Genomic DNA, 20,686 nt, shown 5'->3' with positions numbered 1-20,686 from the left:
AAACTGAATTAATTAGGAAACAATCAAAATGTCTGACGATCTAGAAAACATGAATAATCTTCAAGAACGATTGTCAAAACTTTCTCCTGAACAACGTCAATTTTTTGAAAAGAAGATTGCCGAAAACAAACCACATCAGCAACTATCAGGTCAGGAATTCATTGCTGAAAAAGGGTCAACTGAAGAAAGGTTAAGCCGCTATTATCGAGCGCTAGATCATAGCAATACCGCGAAAGATTATGCGAGATTTGCACCCTTTTCTGAGGTTGTGCCTGACTTTTCTTGGCTGGAAGTTATCCTCAATCCCGATCAGCACCCGGAGCAGACTAGCTTAAGTCTACAAGCGCAAGCCGAAATGAAGGCTGTATTATTTAGGGGCATCGACTTCTCATCGATTAAAAAAGTTATGGATATTGGTTGTGGATACTCCCATGATTTAATTGATTTGGCAACCAACCATGTCCATCTCCAGCTAGATGGCTATAACATTTCTCCAGAGCAAGTCAAAGCAGGTGAGCAAAAAATCCAAGGTTTGGGCTATTCTGACCGTATTTACCTTTACAACCGTGATAGTGCTAAACAGCCATTGCCTGATACCTATGACTTAATCTTCAGCTGTCAGGTCATTCATCATATCAAGCGCAAGGAAGATGTATTCTTAAATATAAGTCAACATCTCAACGATAGCGGTTTTTTCGTAGCAGCGGAAATTATTTCCAATTTGCCCTTGACGCCCATTGACGATGCCAAATCGACTGCTTATTATGTTACCCGATCAAAATGGGCACAGTTGCTGGCTCGAAATAATTTAAAAGTGGTTGAGGGAGTAGATGCTAGCCTTGGAATTGCCAATTATCTGTACGATCCAAATTTTACCGATAACTTAGCTCGTCTATGTCAAGGTTATGATGAGAACGCTAAAGATCATTTTGTTGGTCCCCATGAACTTGGAGAGTTACTGCGCAAAAAATTGGCTGTTTATCTATTAATTACAGTCCAGAAAGATAGCTTTACTGAAAAGGAGACAATTTTACGACTAAATCAAGAAAAACTTCAGAACTTAACCCCCTACTCGAAAATTATTGAGAACAGTCCTAATGGTAAACCCCTGTTGTTACCTCAGTTTTTCAGAGAAGGATCGACGACTTTTTCTCAGGGTACTAGAGAAGATTTTCGGCAACAATTTCTGTCACAGGATCTATCCGATGCTCAGGTTGGCTTAGCGTTTTATCTCAAAACTGTTGTTGCTGCTATTTTAAAGGAGACACAAGCTGAAATCAATGAAGAGACATCACTTACTGTGATGGGTGTTGATTCTCTCATGGTCTTGGAATTGCGAAATCGAGTTCAAGCTGACTTGGGTGTTGACATCTCTGTTGCGGATTTGATGGGAGATATAAATATTAGTCGTCTGGCAATCAAGGTGAGTGAACTACTACATCGGAATGCTCAAGGTGCTCAAGATCTAGAGAGTAAGATGGATGGCGACAATTTACAAGAGATAGCGCTTCAGGACAAAAAAATGAGGGAAGGTAGGTTATGAACTTATCAGAGTTTTTACAAGAGCTTGTCATCAGCGGCTGGCAATTTTGGGCTGAAGAGGGGCAAGTCTGTTTCCAGGCTCCAGATGCTGACTCAACAGATCAAGTGTTAGCCCAGCTCAAGCAACACAAACGAGACATTCTCACAATTTTGCAGGAGCACCCAGAAGTTCTCCAGGTTTACCCTCTTGGTTACGGTCAACAGGGCATCTGGTTTCTGTGGCAACTCTTCCCAGACAACCCTAATTACAATGTTTCATTTGCCACTCGCATATATTCCCAAGTCAATGTTACGACTTGGCAACAGACGTTTGAGGCGTTAAGGAAGCGCCATCCATTGCTGTGTAGCACTTTCCCTAAATGTGGGGAGACCCCGATTCGACAGCATTCCGAGCAACTCGACTTTGTGCAGATTGACGCATCTACTTGGGATGAGAATGAATTGCAGACCCAAGTTGTGGCAGCGCATCGGCATCCCTTTGATCTACAAACCGATCCTGTGATGCGGGTTAGATGGTTCACGAGATCAGAACAAGAGCATATTTTGTTGCTTACCATCCATCACATTGCTTGGGATGGTTCATCTGCCAATATAATTGTCAAGGAACTCTCAGAACTCTATCAAGCCCACTGTGCAGGTGTTGCCGTTGATCTGCCGTCCCTGCAGCATACCTACCAGGATTATGTTAAGTGGCAACAGCAATTAGTGGAGGGCTCAAAAGGAGAAAGCCTGTGGACCTACTGGCAACAGCAACTGGCAGGGGAGTTACCGGTGTTAAATTTGCCAACTGACCGGCCACATCCTCCAATTCAAACTAATAATGGTGCGGTTTACCGGTTCCAGTTACCTGAGCATTTGGTAACACAGGTCAAAGCTCTGAGTCAAGCAGAAGGGGCAACCCTTTACATGACGCTCTTAGCTGCATTTCAAGTATTACTGCATCGTTATACAGGGCAAGAAGATATTCTGGTGGGTTCTCCAACCTCTGGTCGAACCAGACCGGAGTTTACCTCAGTGGTGGGTTATTTTGTTGACTCGATGGTAATGCGAGCTAAGGTGTCAGGGAGCCTCAGTTTTCGAGAGTTTTTGACCCAAGTTCGTCAGACGGTTATTGATGCATTAGCCCACCAGGATTATCCCTTTTCTTTGTTAGTTGAAAAATTGCAACCGGAGCGCGATCTCAGCCGTTCCCCCATTTTCCAAGTCTTCTTTGGACTCCATAATTTCCTACAGTCCGAAACGCAACAGCTGTTCCTGGGTGAAACAAAGACCTTGGTTCATTGGGGTGGAATGGAAGTTGAAACATTTCTATTCGATCAATATGAAAGCCTAGAAGACCTGGTGCTGGAAATTATCGAAATTAACTCACAACTGTCTGGGTTCTTCAAGTACAACACTGACCTATTTGATGAGCAGACTATTGCCCAGATGGCTAGTCATTTACAAACGTTGTTAGCAGGGATTGTCACGCATCCTGAACAAAGGTTAGAGTCATTGCCTTTGTTAACCCAGGCAGAGCAGCATCAGTTATTAGTTGAATGGAATCAGACCACTACTCATTATCCGACAGACAAATGTATTCATCAGTTGTTTGAAGAACAAGTGGAGCAGACACCGGATGCTATTGCGGTGGTTTTTAAGGAAGAGAAACTCAGCTACCAAGAGTTGAATATCCGTGCAAATCAATTAGCTCGGTATCTACAAAGTTTAGGCGTAAGTCCAGAGGTATTGGTGGGCGTTTGTGTAGAGCGTTCATTAGAAATGATAGTGGGATTGTTGGGGATTCTCAAAGCAGGAGGAGTTTATGTACCTTTAGATCCCAAGTATCCCCAAGAACGTCTAGACTATATGTTTCGCGACTCCCAAATGTCGGTGTTGCTAACTCAACAACAGTTACTAACTTTGTTGCCTCAATACGAAGCAAAGGTAGTTTGCTTAGATCGAGATTGGCAAAAAATTGTTACTGAAAATCCTAAAAATGTTACCAGTGAAGTTACGGCAGAAAATTTAGCCTATGTGATCTACACTTCAGGTTCCACAGGCAAACCCAAAGGAGTAATGGTAGCCCATATTGGACTACATAACCTACTTAAAGTTCAGATTCAAGCCTTTAAAGTCAGCTCAAATAGTCGAGTGCTTCAGTTCGCATCTTTAAGCTTCGATGCCTCGATCTGGGAAATAGTTATGGCTTTAGGTTCCGGTGCCAGTCTGTATCTGGAAAGCCGAGAAAATTTGTTGCCAGGAGCTAGTTTGAGTAAGTGGCTCAATGAGAAAAAAATCACCCACCTTACCCTGCCTCCGTCAGCTCTAGCAGTGATGCAAAAAGAGGAATTACCATCCCTCCAGACTATAGTCGTAGCAGGAGAAGCCTGTCCAGCAGAGGTAATATCCCAATGGTCACAGGGGCGACAATTTGTCAATGCCTACGGACCAACAGAATCAACAGTCTGTGCCACGATGGCAGAATGTTCACCAGAGTACTCAGTGCTGCCCATTGGTCACCCCATAGCTAATACCCAAATCTACCTTCTAGACAACAATTTACAACCAGTTCCGATCGGCATTCCTGCTGAAATGTATATCGGTGGTATCGGTTTGGCTCGTGGCTACCTCAACCGTCCCGACTTAACCACTCAGAAGTTTATCCCCAACCCTTTCAGTAACAAAGCAGAACAGAGGCTTTATAAAACAGGGGATTTAGCACGTTATTTACCAGATGGCAACATCGAATTCTTGGGTAGGATCGACCATCAAGTAAAAATACGAGGATTCCGCATTGAAACTGCCGAAATTGAAGCGGTACTAAATCAAAATCCCACGGTAAAACAAACAGTAGTAGTAGCCAGAGAAGACAAACCAGGAGACAAACATCTATGTGCCTATATAGTGGCTCAAATGGAAACGGCAACCAACTCCAACCCAGAACTATCAGAGACTCACCTCAACAGTTGGCAAGAAATATTCAACCAACAAATATACTCTCAACTAAGTGAAGTCACAGACCCACTGTTCAACACTACTGGTTACTTAAGCAACTACGACAAGCAACCCATACCCGAAGCACAAATGCGAGACTGGGCGGAGGATATAGTAACTCAAGTCTTAGCCAACAAACCCAATTCAGTGTGGGAAGTAGGTTGTGGCACAGGAATGCTGCTATTTAAAATAGCCCCCCACACACGGGCTTATTACGGCACCGATATCTCAGAAGTGTCGTTGAAGTATATCCAAACACAAATAGCACAGCAACCGGACAAATATGCTCATGTCACCTTAGCTCAGAAAGCAGCAGAAGAGATGGCAGACATTGCCGATAACAGCTTTGATGTAGTGCTTCTAAGCTCCATAGTCCAGTATTTCCCAAGTGTAGAGTATCTGTTGCAAGTAATCTCTAATAGTATCCGGGTAGTCAAACCAGGAGGAATGATTTTCCTAGGGGATATCCGCTCTTTGCCACTAATGAGGGCATTTCACACTTCGGTGCAACTGCACAAAGCTCCCCCATCACTCTCTGTGCAACAACTAAAGCAAGGCATATACAGGCTTATGCAACAGGAGACAGAGTTGTTGGTCTCACCAGAGTTGTTTGTCGCCCTCAAAGACACCTATCCAGAAATCACTCATGTACAGATCCGTTTACAGAGGGGAAGCGAACACAACGAGCTGAATAAATACCGTTACAGTGTGCTACTGCACATACAGGCTAAACCTACATCAGTAATCGTTGCACCAGTAGAGAATGGTGTGGGTATGTCAATGGAAGACATTGAAGTATATCTGGGACAACAGCAACCAGAATCAATCTGCTTTAGTAGTTTGACTAATGGTCGGGTGGCAACAGATATGGCTGCGGTAGAGTTGCTCTCACAAGTAGAGTCAAAACTGAATGTGCAGCAGTTGAGACAACAGTTACGGCAGAAGCTAGTCAATGGTATCGAACCAGAACAGCTACATCAACTGAGCGCCTCTTTGGGGTATGAACTAGAGTTGTGTTGGTCACATAAGACGGAAGGATGTTTTGATGCAGTATTTGTGCGAAGCTCCTTAGCCCCAGAAGCGATGGTATTAACACCACTAACTCAACAATCAGTGGTAGGGGGGAACTGGCATCGTTATGGCAATAATCCCTTGGCTTCTGTAACAGGCAAACAACTAATACCGCAGTGGAGGAAGTATCTGGAGGAGCGGTTGCCGGAGTATATGGTGCCGAGTAGGTACGTGATTTTGCCACAACTGCCATTGACACCCAATGGCAAGGTAAACCGCAAGGCATTGCCTGCACCCGATAATACCAGTAGTAGGTCAACCGAGTTCGTGGCTCCTGAGACTAGCACAGAGAAAGCCTTAGCTGCAATTTGGGCAGAGGTGTTGAGTATCCAACAGGTGGGTATACATGACAACTTTTTTGAATCGGGTGGACATTCCTTGCTGGCTACCCAAGTTGTGTCTCGGATCAGACAAGCTCTTGGAAAGGAACTGACTTTACAGCGTTTATTGGAATCCCCCACCATTGCCGAATTAGACTCAGCCTTAGTCCAATTACCTAGGGTTGAAGATTCACCAAAGCAAAAGCCTGATGGTCTTTTACCCACAATTGTGCCTGCGCCAAGCCAGCGCTATCAACCCTTTCCCCTCACCGAGATTCAACAAGCTTATTGGCTCGGCCGCAATTCGCACTTTGACTTGGGTAATATTACCACGCATGGTTATCTGGAACTGGACTGTGAGAATTTAGCTTTAGACCGGTTAAGTCAGGCTTGGCAGCAAGTAATAGACCATCATGACATGCTGCGAATGGTGATTCTACCCAATGGTGAACAGCAAGTCCTTGAACAGGTTTACCCCTATCAGATTGAAGTTTTAGACTTGCGCGGTCAACCAGAACAAATCGTCTCAACCGAACTAGAAACCATTCGTTATCGCCTGTCCCACGAGATGTTCCCCGCTGGAGAGTGGCCACTATTTAAGATTCGTGTGACTCGCCTAGCGGATCAGCGTTACCGCTTACACTGGAGCTTTGATGCCCTAATTGCTGATGCCTGGAGCATGATCATTGTTTGGCAACAATGGCTGCAGCTATACCAGAACCCAGACAGTTTCCTACCAAAATTAGACCTCACATTTCGGGACTATGTGTTAGCAGAACTGAGTCTCAAAGACACGCCCCAATATCGACGCTCTCAACAGTATTGGTGGAATCGCTTAGAGACACTCCCCCCTGCACCAGAACTTCCCTTGGTCAAGCAAACTGCCACACTAGAGCAACCTGAATTTAATTGTTATCGGGCTGAACTGTCTGCCCCAGATTGGCAGCAATTGCAAGCCAGGGCAAAACAAGCCAGTTTGACACCGTCAGGGGTCTTGTTAGCCGCGTTTGCCGATTTCCTAGCCTATTGGAGCAAAAGTCCCAAATTCACGATCAATCTCACCCTCTTTAACCGGCTACCTTTGCATCCCCAAGTCAATGATTTAGTGGGAGACTTCACTTCCCTGACACTCTTAGAGGTCAATCAAAAAAACGCAGCTCCCTTTGCTCAGCGTGCTCAACGTCTCCAGGGACAACTTTGGCAAGACCTAGACCACCGCTATGTTGGGGGCGTTGAGGTGCAACGAGAACTTCGCCGTCAGCGCGGTAGTTATCAACCCATGGGGGTTGTATTTACCAGTACGCTGGCGCTGAATACGTCGGCAGAGAAGGGATTGCCGTCCAATGAATGGCACGCTTGGCCATTCGACCAATTGGGAGAAACTGTTTATATGGTCTCTAAAACCCCTCAAGTGTGGCTAGACAATTCTGTTGCTGAACAAAATGGTGCCTTACTCCTAATCTGGAATGTAGTCGAAGACCTCTTCCCAGAGGGGTTCCTCAATGACATGTTCACAAGCTACTACCATTGGTTGCAACAGCTCGCAACCTCCGATGTGGCTTGGGCGCAGACTTGCCCTCAACTACTGCCCCTCTCTCAACTTACCCAACGCCTCCAAGTTAATGAAACCTATGCCCCTGTTTCTGAAGAGACCCTCCATAATTTGTTTGTGAAGCAAGTTCAGCAGCGACCAGAGGCGATCGCCCTCATCACCCCGCAACGCACCCTCACCTACCATGAACTCTACACCGAAGCTCAGGCGCTCGGCCAGCAAGTTCAGCAATTGGGAGCCACCCCCAACACCCTAGTAGCCGTGCTCATGGAAAAAGGCTGGGAGCAAATCGTTGCTGTCTTAGGCATTTTGATGGCTGGTGCAGCCTATCTCCCCATTGATGCCGCCCTGCCCCAGGAGCGTCAATGGTCTTTGCTGGAGCAAGGAGAAGTCAAACTGGTCGTGACACAAGCTGCCCTAAACGCTAGCTTAGGATTGCCAGACCACCTGCACTGCCTGGTGGTTGCTTCCCAACCACAGGAGATCATAGACACTCCCCTGGAGGCAAACGTTAGCAGCAGCGATTTAGCCTATGTGATCTTTACCTCCGGTTCTACAGGAACACCCAAAGGGGTGATGATCGATCACCGAGGAGCCGTTAACACCATCCAAGATATTAACCAACGGTTTGACGTTCAGCCCACTGACCGAATGCTGGCGGTCTCTGCCCTCAACTTTGACCTGTCTGTCTACGATATCTTTGGCCTCCTGGCAGCGGGGGGCACCCTAGTCATGCCCACTCCAGAGGCAGCCAAAGACCCAGTCCATTGGGTTGAGTTAATGACGACCCATCAAGTCACCCTCTGGAACACTGTCCCAGCCCTGATGCAGATGCTAGTGGAATATCTGTCTGAGCACCCAGACCAAGTAACTGAGGACCTCCGACTTGCCCTGTTGAGTGGTGATTGGATTCCACTCAATTTACCGACCCAAATCCAATCATTATGGCCCCAAGGACAGGTGGTCAGTCTGGGGGGAGCCACAGAGGCTTCAATTTGGTCTGTGTACTATCCCATCACTACCGTAGAGCCGGAATGGAAGAGCATTCCCTACGGCAAACCTCTAGTGAATCAAAGCCTACATGTGCTCAATCACAATCTGGACCCTTGTCCTAATTGGGTTCCAGGTCAGCTCTACATTGGTGGGATTGGTCTGGCCCAGGGCTATTGGCGGGATGAGCAAAAAACGAATGCCAGCTTTATCCTGCATCCCCAGACTGGAGAGCGCTTGTATAAAACGGGTGATTTGGCCCGCTACTTACCCGACGGCAACAGTGAATTTTTGGGTCGGGAGGATTTCCAAGTCAAAATCAGTGGTTATCGAATTGAACTCGGTGAGATTGAGGCAACCCTGCTGGGGCATGCTACAGTTAAGGAAACCGTTGTGGCTGCTGTGGGTGAACTACAGAGTAAGCAGTTGGTCGCCTATGTGGTCTTTCACTCAGAATCATCATCTGACTCTGCCACAGAAGACGTCCACGATGACATGCGCATCGACGAACTGCGTCACTACTTGCAGCAGCAGTTGCCAGAGTATATGGTCCCGCCGAGTTACATGGTCCTCGATGCCCTGCCCCTAACGGCAAATGGTAAGGTCGATCGCAAACGATTGCCCACCCCTGAATTAATCAGCGATCATTACTCCCCTGATACCTACATTCCCCCACGCAATCACCAAGAGCTGCAACTGGTGAAGCTATGGGAGGAGATTTTAGAGGTTCAACCCATTGGGGTGGGCAGTCATTTCTTTGACTTGGGGGGGCACTCCCTGTTGGCCGTGCGCTTAATGAATCGCATCGAGCAGGACTTTGGGCGCTCGCTGCCCTTGGCGACTCTATTTCAGGCCCCAACCATTGAGCAACTGGCCGTGATCTTGCAGCAGGAGCAGGGGGTGCCCACCCTATCTCCCCTGGTTCCCATTCAGACTCAGGGCAACCAACCGCCCATCTTCTGTGTCCACCCTGCTGGTGGGACGGTCTTTTGCTACCTGGAGCTGTCCCAACTGCTCGGTGCAAACCAGCCCTTCTATGGATTGCAATCCCTGGGGCAACAGGAAGGACAAGCTCCACTGACAACGGTGGAAGAGATGGCCAACGTCTACCTCGCTGCCATCCGCGAAGTCCAACCCCAAGGTCCTTACCTACTCATGGGTTGGTCTTTTGGTGGGATGGTTGCCTTGCAGATGGCCCACGATTTGCTCTCCCAAGGTGAGCAGGTTGCATTTCTGGGCCTGTTGGATACCTATGCACCGGCCCACATGCCTGATGAGCAAGTCTTATCAGAAGATGTGGAAGTGCTGCTTGAGCTCTTTGGCGGACCTCTCTCCCTCGATTGGGAAGTACTCCGAGATTTGCCCTCGGAGCAACAATCTGCCTTGATTTGGGAGCAAGCTCACCAGGCGAACCTAGTACCACCAGATTTGGGGGCAGCTCAGATTGAGCGTCTTCTCCAGTTGATGAAGCTCAATCACAAGGCCATGCGCAGTTACTCTCCCCCTGACTATCCAGATGTGATCACACTGCTGCACGCTGAAGCTGGTTCAGTGGCAGTATCCTCAACGGAAGTGACAACAGATCCTACATTGGGTTGGCAAGCGATCTCGCCCTCAAAGGTGGAGGTCCATACCATTCCTGGTTATCACGAATATATGGTATATCAGCCCACAGTCGTCATTGTGGCTGAGACCATCAAAGCCGATATTGAAAAAGGGCTCAATACCGATGTTGAGACTTCATCTAAATGACAATCTTTTGTTTGTACATGAATTAAAAAAGGGTAACGATATCTCATGCTGAAAAACTTTGACATTATTGATGCCGACAGCCACGTCTTAGAGCCCGACGATCTCTGGGAAAAATACTTAGACCCTCAGTTTAAAGACTTAGCACCTAAAGACAATCAATTTGAGGGAAAATCCATCATGTACAAGACGCCAGATGTCGTAGTGGCAGAAGGTCGGCGTTTATTTGAAGAGAACCCCGATCGCTATAAAGGGGGCTATAATCCCCAAGCCCGCGTTGAGCTAATGGAAAAAATGGGGTCTGACGTGACCTTTTTGTACCCAACAATCGGGTTGTTTATGTGGGCGATTGACACCATGGACTCGAAACTGGCTGACGCTCTGGTCCGAGCCTATAATAATTGGCTACAGGACTTTTGCAGTCATGACCCCCAAAAGTTAAGGGGGGTGGGTGCCATTAGCCAACATGACCCCGAAGACATGGTACCAGAGTTGCAGCGAATTGCAGAGTTTGGTTGGCGAGCGGTCTTTATCCGTCCCAATCCAGTCAAGGGAAAACTGTTAAGTGATCCAGCCTACGAACCGTTTTGGAGTGAGTGCGAACGTCTCAACATCGCCGTCACGATTCATGAAGGAACCCATAGCCGCCTCCCTACCGCCGGGGCGGATCGGTTTCATTCTCGTTTTGCGCTTCATACCTGCTCCCATCCCCTGGAGATGATGATGGGGCTATTGGCCATGATTGAGGGAGGGGTTTTAGAGCGTCATCCTCAATTGAGGGTAGGTTTGTTTGAAGCTGGGTGTGGTTGGCTGCCCTACTGGCTATGGCGAATGGATGAGAAATATGAAAATCTCGTCTATGAAGTCAAGGATAATGTCAAGATGAAGCCCTCTGAATATTTCCACCGTCAGTGCTTCATTGGTGTCGAAACATCAGAACCCTATATACCCGAGTTAATCCAGTACATCGGAGCAGATAAATTATTGTTTGGGTCTGATTTCCCTCACATGGATCATCCGAACTTTATCGAAAGTGTCGATGAGGCACTGGCACTGAAAGAGCGTCTCCCTGAGGAGACAATTCACAAAATTCTCCATGACAATCCCTTGAATTACTACGGGCTAACATAGCGGCGTTGCTGAATCAAGTAATGGATAGGAGTAGAGTGGGCATCCTGCCCGCTCGAAAATAAGCATGAAACTGGCAAAATGCCAGTTCCAGGCAAGATGCCCATTCTACAGGTGCGACCCAAGGGTGAGTAAATCGCCCTTGGAGGCGCGCACCTACTCTTAAAATCATTATATTATTCAGCAACGCCGGATTTTTTCCCTATTCCCTATTCCCTACTCCCTATTCCCTGTTCCCTACTCCCTGTTCCCTGTTCCCTTTTCACTTTTCACTTTTATAAAACCACCTCTAATACCACGGTTTGGATCGCGAAGTTGAATATTATCTTCTAGTTCAAATGCACAAGGGAGTTTAGCAGACCAGCATAGCTCATGCTCTTCTGGAGAGATATCTTGTGGAGAAAAATAATTAATACCATTGACTTGTTTTTTTACTAAATCTGACGTCATCATCTGGGGAGGGATAATCAGTCGATAGGACGTTTTTTGATTCAAAACAATAACTAAGGTAATAAGAGATAAAGCTAAATAACTAGTTATCCTAAATATCGGAGGAATTATCCATAACTTTGATACCGGTAGTTTTTTGGTAATCAGTAAATTTAAATTTCCGATTTTTTGATGACAAACTATAGTAATATATAAACCAGGTAGAAGAATTAGATATCCTAGTCCAAATCTGATCACAGGAGCATAAAGCATCATAAATAAAGTTCCCGAAATAGCTAAACCTAAGACCCAAATCAAACCCCAGAGGCGATGAATGATTGATGTGCGGAGAATATAGATGGCTAATAAAATTGAAATTAAAATTATTCCAGTCGCAATTTGATTTAGAGTACTAGAACTGAACCACTGCCAAAATAACCAAAGCCAGGGATTTGAATTTGGGGGAGGTGAGCCAAACCAGGTTCCCCAGCCGCGAGTGTTTTCAGCAACTGCTTCAGCGTCTTCCGCTGTCCAAGACCAGGGTAAATCCAGACAGAAGAAGGATGATGGAAAAAGTGGGCAACCAGAGGTGATGATATTGACAGCGCACATGGGTGATAAGAGTAAACTCGTGATGACACCACCTATCACTAGTCGTTGCACACAAAACCTACTGAAAACAGTATAAAAAATAACTGATATGAATAATAGGGGTAGAGAAGTAAGCTTTATGGTTACAGCTCCAGCTGCTAAAATCAGTGGGATAAATTCATCGTAAAATTTATTATTAAATTTATTTTTAAAACTAGAATTTTTACCCCGAGTTACGGATGATGAGCGATGGTGAGCAATGATTAAAATTGCCCAAGCGATGATTACGGTGAGGAAAATTACTGGGATATCTGGCGATGGAGATACCAGGATATCTGACATCAAACTCGATAGAGCTAGGAGAGGGAGTACAATCAATGAGCAGATGACGATAAACCAGTCACTGAGCTGTGCTTTATTGGTGAATAGTTGAGCTAAAGCAATCAGAAAGTGTACTATTGCGAGAAGAAAGGCAAAGCCATTGGTTATCGCACTAACTTGAGCATCGAAAATTGGAGGGTTAAACGGAGCAGCGAGCGCAAACCACGATGAGGTAAAACCAAGCTGCTGAAGGAGCAGGGCGATACCTGGCACTGCTCCATACTCGGACAACCATCGGATGGCTCCATAGTGATAGAGACCTGTGTCAAGCCAAGTTACTTGTCGGCTGGTGAATGCTGCGACACCAAATTCTAAGGTCAACAATCCCAAGGCTAGGTTGGGAAACAGCATGAAACATAGATTAGCAATTTCATCGCGGGTAGGTTGTGATGTCAGAGACAATAAACTCAGACTAACAGCGGTACACCAGCCTACCCAGGAATTGAGGGGAAATACTAGGGAGGTTGCTAGCAGTGCAATGGACAGCACAACGATGCCCAACCACACTGCTGCAATAATGCGATCGCTAACTCGTTTAAAGGAATCCGCTTGCAGTACATTCAGCACAGCAGTTCCGATCAAGTAGCAAGGAATAAGTAGAAAATTCCAAGTCGTGATAAAGTAGAACATGCCAATAGCCTATACAGGCTGAAAAACTGAGTCCTCTACTGAATCCTGTTTTTGCTTTAACTCTTCTGTGGTAAATTCTTCATAGTAAGAACGCTCAGTATTTACCTGCCACAGATCATGATTTTCCCCCAGTAAGTTCTTAACTGCTAGCATTCCGGTTAACATCGAATGGTCTTGATTGTTGTAGCGATGCATCCCATTACGTCCAATGGTTTGTAGGTTATCAAAGTCTGCTAAAAAATCTTGAATCACTTGTAAATGCTGACGATAATCACGGTCGTAAACTGGGTAAGCTTTAGGTTGGCGCAACACAGTACCATCCTCTACAGCCTTGGCATCCGCCAGACCTAAACTCGCCAATTCACGGGTGGCTAAATCCAGCAATTTGGGATCAGATAGATTCCAGATTTCATCTCCCTCATTACAGAAGTATTCTAAACCCAGACAGGTCTTGCTAGGATCCGATACCATTTTTGGACTCCAATTCTTAAAATTTTGGATGCGACCCACTTTCACCTCTGGACTATGGATATAAATCCACTGATCAGGAAATAGATCTTTAGCATCAATAATGAGCGCTACAATAATAAAAGCTCGATAAGATAGGGATTTTGCTGCTTCGATTACCGCTGGTGGGGGAGGTGGGTCGAGTTTTTTAACCAGTGCTGTCACTGGCATACTGGAGATGAAATGGTCTCCAGAGATACTGATAGTTTTTTCATCCTGCAAAGCAGTAATGCTTTTGATATGATTGCCATCTCGTTGAATACTAGTCACTACAGTATTCAGTCTTACCTGACCACCTTGATTATCTACTGCTTGCTGAAATTTTTCCCACATCATCCCTGGTCCAAGTAGCGGGTAATCAAATTCCTTAATCAAGCTTTTGCTATTTTGACTTCCGAACAAAGCATTGATGATTGCTCGTTTTAGAGATAATTTTTGAATTCGCTGTGCTGCCCATTCTGCTTGAATTTTATCACAGGGTATGCCCCATACTTTCTCCGTATAAGTTTTAAAAAATAGTCTGTATAAACGACGACCAAAGCGATCGCTTACCCATTCTTCAAAGGTTTCAGGTTCATGCCAAGGTCGCAATTTTGCCTTGATTTTTGCCTTGAAGTAGCTGAGCAACATAACCAGACTGGTAATGATGCCTAGATTCGATAGGGTGTTAAAGATTGAGAGGGGATAGTCGTAGAATTTACCCTGGTAATAAATGCGTGACATGCGGGGAACTTTGATAAAATCTTCCCCTAAAACCTCTTGCCAACGTTGATGCGCTGCTTCTACTTTGGTATAGAAGCGATGACCACCAATATCGAAGCGATAGCCTTTGTAGACTTCGGTGCGAGCAATACCACCGACTTTATTGGATTTTTCTAGAACGATAGATTTAATGCCTTGTTTAACCAGGTCATAGGCAGCTGTAAGACCAGCCGGTCCTGCGCCTGTAATCACTACGGGATAATGTTCCATTGATTAAAAATAGTGCGTCAGTGGTGAGTGCGTCAGTGGTGAGTGTTTAGTGCTTAGTAGGACAATATTGATTTTTATTCCATAGCGATAGCAATTCTAGGTTAAACCTAAGGTTAAACGTTATTTTAAACGTCGATAGTAACTGTTATTGTTCAGGATTTTAATACTCATAAATAAACCCGATTTTAGTTTATTTTTAAATAAAGATTTATAGCGTTTATCATACTTATGATGTACATTCATTTTTATTACCGTTACTCCCTACTCCCTACTCCCTACTCCCTACTCCCTAAAACCCACTACGAAAGTACCTCAACCAATTTATCCCTGCTATAAACTTGATAGCTTAGGCAAGTATATCCGAGGTTGTAGGTACTTTTGAAAGCAATGACGAACTATACCAATGGCAAACGCAAGTCCGCTGTAAAAGTAATACAGCCAGTGCCATGGAATGGTTCGTATAGTGAATAGTAGACCACGCTTTTGATAAAAGAATTGGTAGACAGGTCTGTTGAGTACTAGCAGGGCGAGACTAAATACACAAGTAGCCATAGCAATCAGAGTACTAGACCACCAATAAGCTGTAACTAAAGCACCTAGTAGAGCATAGACCAACACCACACTAATACGACTAGACAGCTTTAGGTTCAAGTCACTGATAAACTCACGACAGTTTTCCGGACTTGCGTCGCGAACCTTGAGAATTACGGCAGTCCAGGGCAAGGCGCGGTAGAAAAAGTCAGCTCTAAGGAGAGAAATTATGCCCCAGGGCTTGAGATGTTTCACCCGTAGAGTCTTACACAGCTTAATCCTGTAACCTTCTTGCTTGAGTCGATAGCCTAACTCAATATCTTCAATACAGGGTTGACGATAATTTTCCTCAAAGCCACCCATGGCAATAAAGATGTCACGACGGATTGCGCCACAGGCACCCCAAAAGGTAAATGCTTCTTCAGATGCAGTTTGATGAGTGTAGTGGTGGAGTAAATTTTTGTACTGGGAAAGGAAATTAGCAGCACCGGGAGAATCGTCATAAGAACCAATTAAAGCGGTTAAATTAGGTTCATTATTAAAAATTTTCACCACTTGACCAATAGTATCCGGATAGATGGCTACATCAGCATCTATAAAAAACAGGATATCGGTCTGTGCTACTTTAGCTCCCAGGTTTCGGGCTTTAGCCGGACCCCCTGCTGTGGGCAATCGAATTACTGTGGCTCCAAAGTCTTGGGCTAGACGCCATGAGCCATCAGTATCGCCGTCAGCTACTACAATCACTTGATCGGGAGGGGGTGCAGCTTGAGATAGTCTGGCAAGACATTGACGAAAGTCTTCCCCTCCGTTGTATACGGGGATGATGACGGAGATAGTTAGTTTAGCAGAGTCAACCATTCTTTAGAGAATTTACCTTCAATTACTGATTGAGATTTTGAGATTAAATCGTTACTATGCATCTCAATAATACCCTCGTATAGTTTAACATTATTTTAGTTAAAATTATTAGATTACACTAAGTTTTACAAACTAGTTTATTGGCTTTAACAAAACTATATAAGAATCACCAGTAGGGATTTTTTTAAAAAAAAATCCTGAATTGACTAAGTAACTCTGTACTTGTAATACAGGTTGTGTCTACAGGTTGAGCAGTCAGCCATCCGCTATCAGCAGTCAGCCCATAGTCAGCCCATTTGATATAGCTAAACGCTGATAGCTAAATTAAAAGCTTTGCTGAATCTTCGAATGAATAGGAGTAGAGTGGGCATCCTGCCCGCCCGAAAATATATTGAAACTGGCAAGATGCCAGTTCCACGGCAAGATGCCCATTCCACAGCAAGATGCCCATTCCACAGCAAGATGCCCATTCCACAGCAAGATGCCCATTCCACAGCAAGATGCCCATTCCACAAAACTCTTAAAATCATTCCATTATTAAGCAACGCTAAATTAAAAACTCAGTTTATCCCTGTGGAAAGTATAAATATAAAATTTAAATCACCAAATGTCGGTTGTTAAAACAGTTGATAGCTTACCACTGGTTTCAGTGATTATCCCTGCCTATAATACAGAGCAGTTTATTGAAATCACATTACAGTCTGTTCTTTCTCAGACCTATAAAAACCTGGAATTGATAGTGGTAGATGACGGTTCTCAAGACCGGACAGCTGAGATTGTTCAATCTATTGCTAAGCAAGATCAGCGTGTTATCTTACTACAACAACCAAATTTAGGGGTGGCTGCTGCTCGGAATTTAGGGATTCAAAACACTAAGGGAGACTATATCGCTCCCCTGGATGCTGATGATATTTGGTATCCGCAAAATTTAGAAAAGCAAATGAAACGCTTCTTGGCAACAGATCCAGCGGTAGGGTTGGTTTATGCTTGGTCGGTGGATATTGATGAGGAAAATTCACTGACTGGAGATTTCCGTGCTTCAAGTATAGAGGGAAAGGTTTATAAAACTCTGGTATGTCATAACTTTTTAGGCAATGCTAGTGCATCTATGATTCGCGCCTGTTGTTTTGAGACCGTTGGTGGCTACAACTGTCAACTGAAGGCACAACAGGCTCAGGGGTGTGAGGATTGGGAGCTCTATTTGCGAATTGCAGAACATTATGAATTTGCTGTTGTGCCGGAATTTCTGATTGGCTATCGCAAAATTGTTAGTAGTATGTCTCGCGACTACAGCCAAATGGCTAAGTCTCATGGTTTGATGCTACGTGACGTTCAACAAAGGCATCCAGAGATTCCAGCAGCGCTTTATCGATTGTCTAAGAGTAGTTTTTATATGTATTTGGCACGACAAAGTAGTCAGTGTAGTAGCGATCGCAGTACGTTATTTTGGCTATCTCAAGCTTTAAAAGCTGATTTTATTACGCCTATTTTTCGCTATGGGTTGTATATCTTGTCCCTTAAAAGCTTATTGAGAATTATCACTAAGCTTAAATCCGGTAATTATGTTAATAAACCGGGTGTAGGCGTAAGTCCTGCGGATTTAAATAAACGCCGATGGAGTCTATATTTCAAGCTCTTGCTTGGAAATTTATTACACCGTTCACTGCTGATAATATAAGGAAGTTTTGGTTATGCTTTATCCAATCAAAGTGGTGGACATTGAATTGAGCCGCCCCCTGACTACTCTTGATGGTTTAGATGGCTATATTGCAGTGAAAGGACTGGTTCGCTTCCATGGTGCGCCAATTGGATATGTTCAAGCACCGATTACTAATGGTTACTGCACAGCAGAAACCTTAAGTAAACTTATTCTGGAAGGCCATAGCGAGACGATTATCAATCGCCTTTTGTACAATGGATTATCCTTACCCCTCGGACGCGAAAGGTTGTGTCTTGAGGATTTGTTTGATGTGTCACCACCAGAGTATAAGGGCAAGTTGCCGTTAGTAACAGTTGCGGTTTGTACTCGCGATCGCACTGCTGATCTTGCTCTATGTTTAGACGCTATCAATCAACTCGATTATCCTTACTTAGATATTTTAGTTGTTGATAATGCTCCCACCAGTGATGACACTAATAAACTGGTGGAAACTTATACTAATGTTCGTTATATTTGTGAACCTCGTCCGGGTTTAGATTGGGCGAGAAACCGAGCTGTTCTTGAAGCTAAAGGAGACATAATTGCCTATACTGATGATGATGTAGTGGTTGATTCAGGATGGGTAAAAGCATTAGCGCTAGTGTTTATTAAACATCCTGACGTTATGGCAGTGACTGGGTTAGTTGTGCCTTATGAATTGGAAACCGAAGCACAAGTGCTGTTTGAAATGTATGGCGGCTTCGGGCGAGGCATGAGGCGTAAGTGGTATCAGGTTAATCGAGGCAACAAAATGCCTTGGAAATTCCTGGGTACTGGACAATTCGGTACAGGGGCAAACATGGCTTATCGCCGCTCAGTATTTGATGATATTGGTTTCTTTGACCCTGCTTTAGATGTGGGTACTGTGACTAATGGTGGTGGTGATTTAGAAATGTTTTTCCGGGTGGTTAAGGAAGGACATACCCTCGTCTATGAGCCTAGTGCCATAGTGCGCCATCGACATCGACGGGATTATGCTAAGTTGCGTACGCAAATTACTAATAACAGTATTGGTCTGTTTTCTTACTGTATCCGTAGTCTCTTTGCCTATCCAGATGAGTGTCTTTCTTTCTTGTCGATTTTGCTCTGGTGGATAGTGTATTGGAATTTAAGACGTCTGTGGATTGGTTTCAAACATCCCACTCGCTTCCCACGGGATTTAATTCTGGCTGAATTAAAAGGCTGCTTCATTGGTTTAACTCGCTATCACAAAGCTCGCCACACTGCTGCTGAGATTACTAAATCTTTCGGTGAGCAAGAACGGGAAACAGAAGAGGATGTAGATAGTGCTCCCTACCCGATTTTTTCTGACCCTATCTTTCCTGCTCTGACTAAGGAAGAAATCCAAAAGGTTAAAACCAATCCAGGTATGGCAGTGCGGACTGTGGATCTACGGGAACCTTTACAGGCATTAACTGATGTTAAAGAGTACTCATCAGTACGAGTCTTTGTGAAATGGCATGATCAGCTTTTAGGTAGCGTTGATATTCCTAACCCTGATCGAGGGATTAGCAAGAGTCGCTTAATTGAGGTTATTGTCAATCAGTTTGGTATGAAGCTGCTGGAAGTAAACCTTAACTTCAGTAGGTATTACTGCTATACTCAAGCAATATCTATCTTAAATAATCACTATAAAGTCACGGATAAAGAGACTGATTTACTAACCTGTTTACCTGATAAAATACCAATCTCTATTATCATCGCTACCTATGATCGACCCCAAGATTTGCGGAGGTGTTTGTGCAGCATAGTTGCCCAAAAGTATACTCGACAATTGGAAATTATTGTAGTTGATAATCATCCCGCTTCTGGTTTGACTCCACCAGTGGTTGCTGAGTTTCCTGATGTTGTCTTAGTTAGTGAATCCCGTCAGGGACTAGCTTATGCTCGCAATGCTGGCTTTGTTGCTAGTACTGGGGATATTGTGATTGCGACGGATGATGATGTTACTGTGCCACCGGATTGGTTAGAAAAACTAATCGCTCCTTTTGCTAGAGCGGATGTGATGATTGTCACAGGTAATGTTTTGCCCCTACAGTTGGAAACCAATGCCCAGCAGTGTTTTGAAAATTATGGCGGCTTGGGACGGGGCTTTGAGGAGTTTGAGGTTAACGGAGATTGGTTTGAATCCTTTTCACGCCATGCTGTACCAACTTGGCAGTTAGGAGCAACCGCTAATGCTGCTTTTCGTGCCAGTATCTTTAGTCATCCCAAGATTGGTCTAATGAACGAAGCCCTCGGTCCCGGTATGCCTTCAGGAGTTGGTGAAGATACTTACTTATTCTATAAAGTACTTAAAGCTGGCTACACCCTCATCTATGAGCCAAGCGCTTATGTCTGGCATAAGCATCGCACTGAAATGGCAGAGCTACATCGTCAGCTTTACAACTACAGTAAAGGTCATGTTGCTTACAATCTGACCACATGGCTACAGGATGGGGATTGGCGAGGATTGGTGCAAATAGTGCTGGGATTGCCACTTGCTCATTTATCTCGCATCTATCAACGGCTCAGAGGTTGGAGCGATTATCCAATCTCCCTAATCTGGTTGGAAATGACAGGTAATCTGGCTGGAGTTTGGTCTTTGTGGCAGTCCCATCTGCGGGTTAAACGTGAAGGTCGTATAGCAAAGGGAGTAGGGAGTAGGGAGTCGGGAGTCGGGAGTAGGGAGTCGGGAGTCGGGAGTCGGGAGTCGGGAGTAGGGAGTAGGGAGTAGGGAACAAAAATTATCACAATATTGTTTCACTCTCGTAAAAC

The 20,686-nt window shown here is 44.8% G+C and carries 10 protein-coding genes; 6 read left to right on the top strand and 4 right to left on the bottom strand.

Annotated elements, in window-relative coordinates; genetic code table 11:
- Nucleotides 1–28: 28 nt before the first annotated feature.
- Genes LYNGBM3L_RS02400 through LYNGBM3L_RS02390 form a run of 3 tightly spaced genes read left to right on the top strand, consistent with a single transcriptional unit; the run spans nucleotide 29 to nucleotide 11,331 of the window.
- Nucleotides 29–1,543, top strand: coding sequence for a methyltransferase (locus LYNGBM3L_RS02400; protein WP_008178616.1), 1,515 nt, complete (start codon nucleotides 29–31; stop codon nucleotides 1,541–1,543).
- Nucleotides 1,540–10,203 (top strand): non-ribosomal peptide synthetase, encoded by an 8,664-nt coding sequence (locus tag LYNGBM3L_RS02395; protein ID WP_008178615.1) that lies wholly within the window; start codon nucleotides 1,540–1,542, stop codon nucleotides 10,201–10,203. Before LYNGBM3L_RS02400 ends, LYNGBM3L_RS02395 begins: the two co-directional genes overlap by 4 nt.
- 45 nt (nucleotides 10,204–10,248) lie before the next feature.
- Entirely contained in the window at nucleotides 10,249–11,331 is a 1,083-nt protein-coding gene (locus LYNGBM3L_RS02390) for an amidohydrolase family protein (RefSeq protein WP_008178614.1), read from the top strand.
- 13 nt (nucleotides 11,332–11,344) lie between these two features.
- On the opposite strand, the gene LYNGBM3L_RS42655 is transcribed toward LYNGBM3L_RS02390, so the two are convergent.
- From LYNGBM3L_RS42655 to LYNGBM3L_RS02375, 4 genes are all read right to left on the bottom strand, one after another.
- A complete protein-coding gene (locus tag LYNGBM3L_RS42655) occupies nucleotides 11,345–11,500 on the bottom strand; it encodes a hypothetical protein (protein WP_154659654.1) in 156 nt (51 codons plus the stop codon).
- Between the two features lie 65 nt (nucleotides 11,501–11,565).
- Nucleotides 11,566–13,359 (bottom strand): LIC_10190 family membrane protein, encoded by a 1,794-nt coding sequence (locus LYNGBM3L_RS02385; RefSeq protein WP_008178613.1) that lies wholly within the window; start codon nucleotides 13,357–13,359, stop codon nucleotides 11,566–11,568.
- A gap of 9 nt (nucleotides 13,360–13,368) precedes the next feature.
- A complete protein-coding gene (locus LYNGBM3L_RS02380; protein WP_008178612.1) occupies nucleotides 13,369–14,838 on the bottom strand; it encodes an NAD(P)/FAD-dependent oxidoreductase in 1,470 nt (489 codons plus the stop codon).
- Between the two features lie 330 nt (nucleotides 14,839–15,168).
- Complete coding sequence (locus LYNGBM3L_RS02375) at nucleotides 15,169–16,230, bottom strand: glycosyltransferase family 2 protein (protein WP_008178611.1); 1,062 nt, start codon at nucleotides 16,228–16,230, stop codon at nucleotides 15,169–15,171.
- A 348-nt stretch (nucleotides 16,231–16,578) separates the two neighbouring features.
- Here LYNGBM3L_RS02375 and LYNGBM3L_RS44855 point away from each other — a divergent pair, with 348 nt between their 5' ends.
- From LYNGBM3L_RS44855 to LYNGBM3L_RS02365, 3 genes are read left to right on the top strand one after another with little or no spacing between them, the layout of a single operon-like run.
- Complete coding sequence (locus tag LYNGBM3L_RS44855; protein ID WP_131827009.1) at nucleotides 16,579–16,851, top strand: hypothetical protein; 273 nt, start codon at nucleotides 16,579–16,581, stop codon at nucleotides 16,849–16,851.
- Entirely contained in the window at nucleotides 16,838–17,908 is a 1,071-nt protein-coding gene (locus LYNGBM3L_RS02370; RefSeq protein ID WP_008178608.1) for a glycosyltransferase family 2 protein, read from the top strand. The genes LYNGBM3L_RS44855 and LYNGBM3L_RS02370 overlap by 14 nt, the downstream gene beginning before the upstream one ends.
- A 13-nt stretch (nucleotides 17,909–17,921) precedes the next feature.
- Complete coding sequence (locus LYNGBM3L_RS02365; RefSeq protein WP_008178605.1) at nucleotides 17,922–20,645, top strand: glycosyltransferase; 2,724 nt, start codon at nucleotides 17,922–17,924, stop codon at nucleotides 20,643–20,645.
- The last annotated feature ends 41 nt before the right edge of the window (nucleotides 20,646–20,686 follow it).

This window comes from Moorena producens 3L (genome assembly GCF_000211815.1).
Lineage (GTDB): Bacteria > Cyanobacteriota > Cyanobacteriia > Cyanobacteriales > Coleofasciculaceae > Moorena > Moorena producens.
This window is presented reverse-complemented; position numbering and strand designations above follow the sequence as displayed.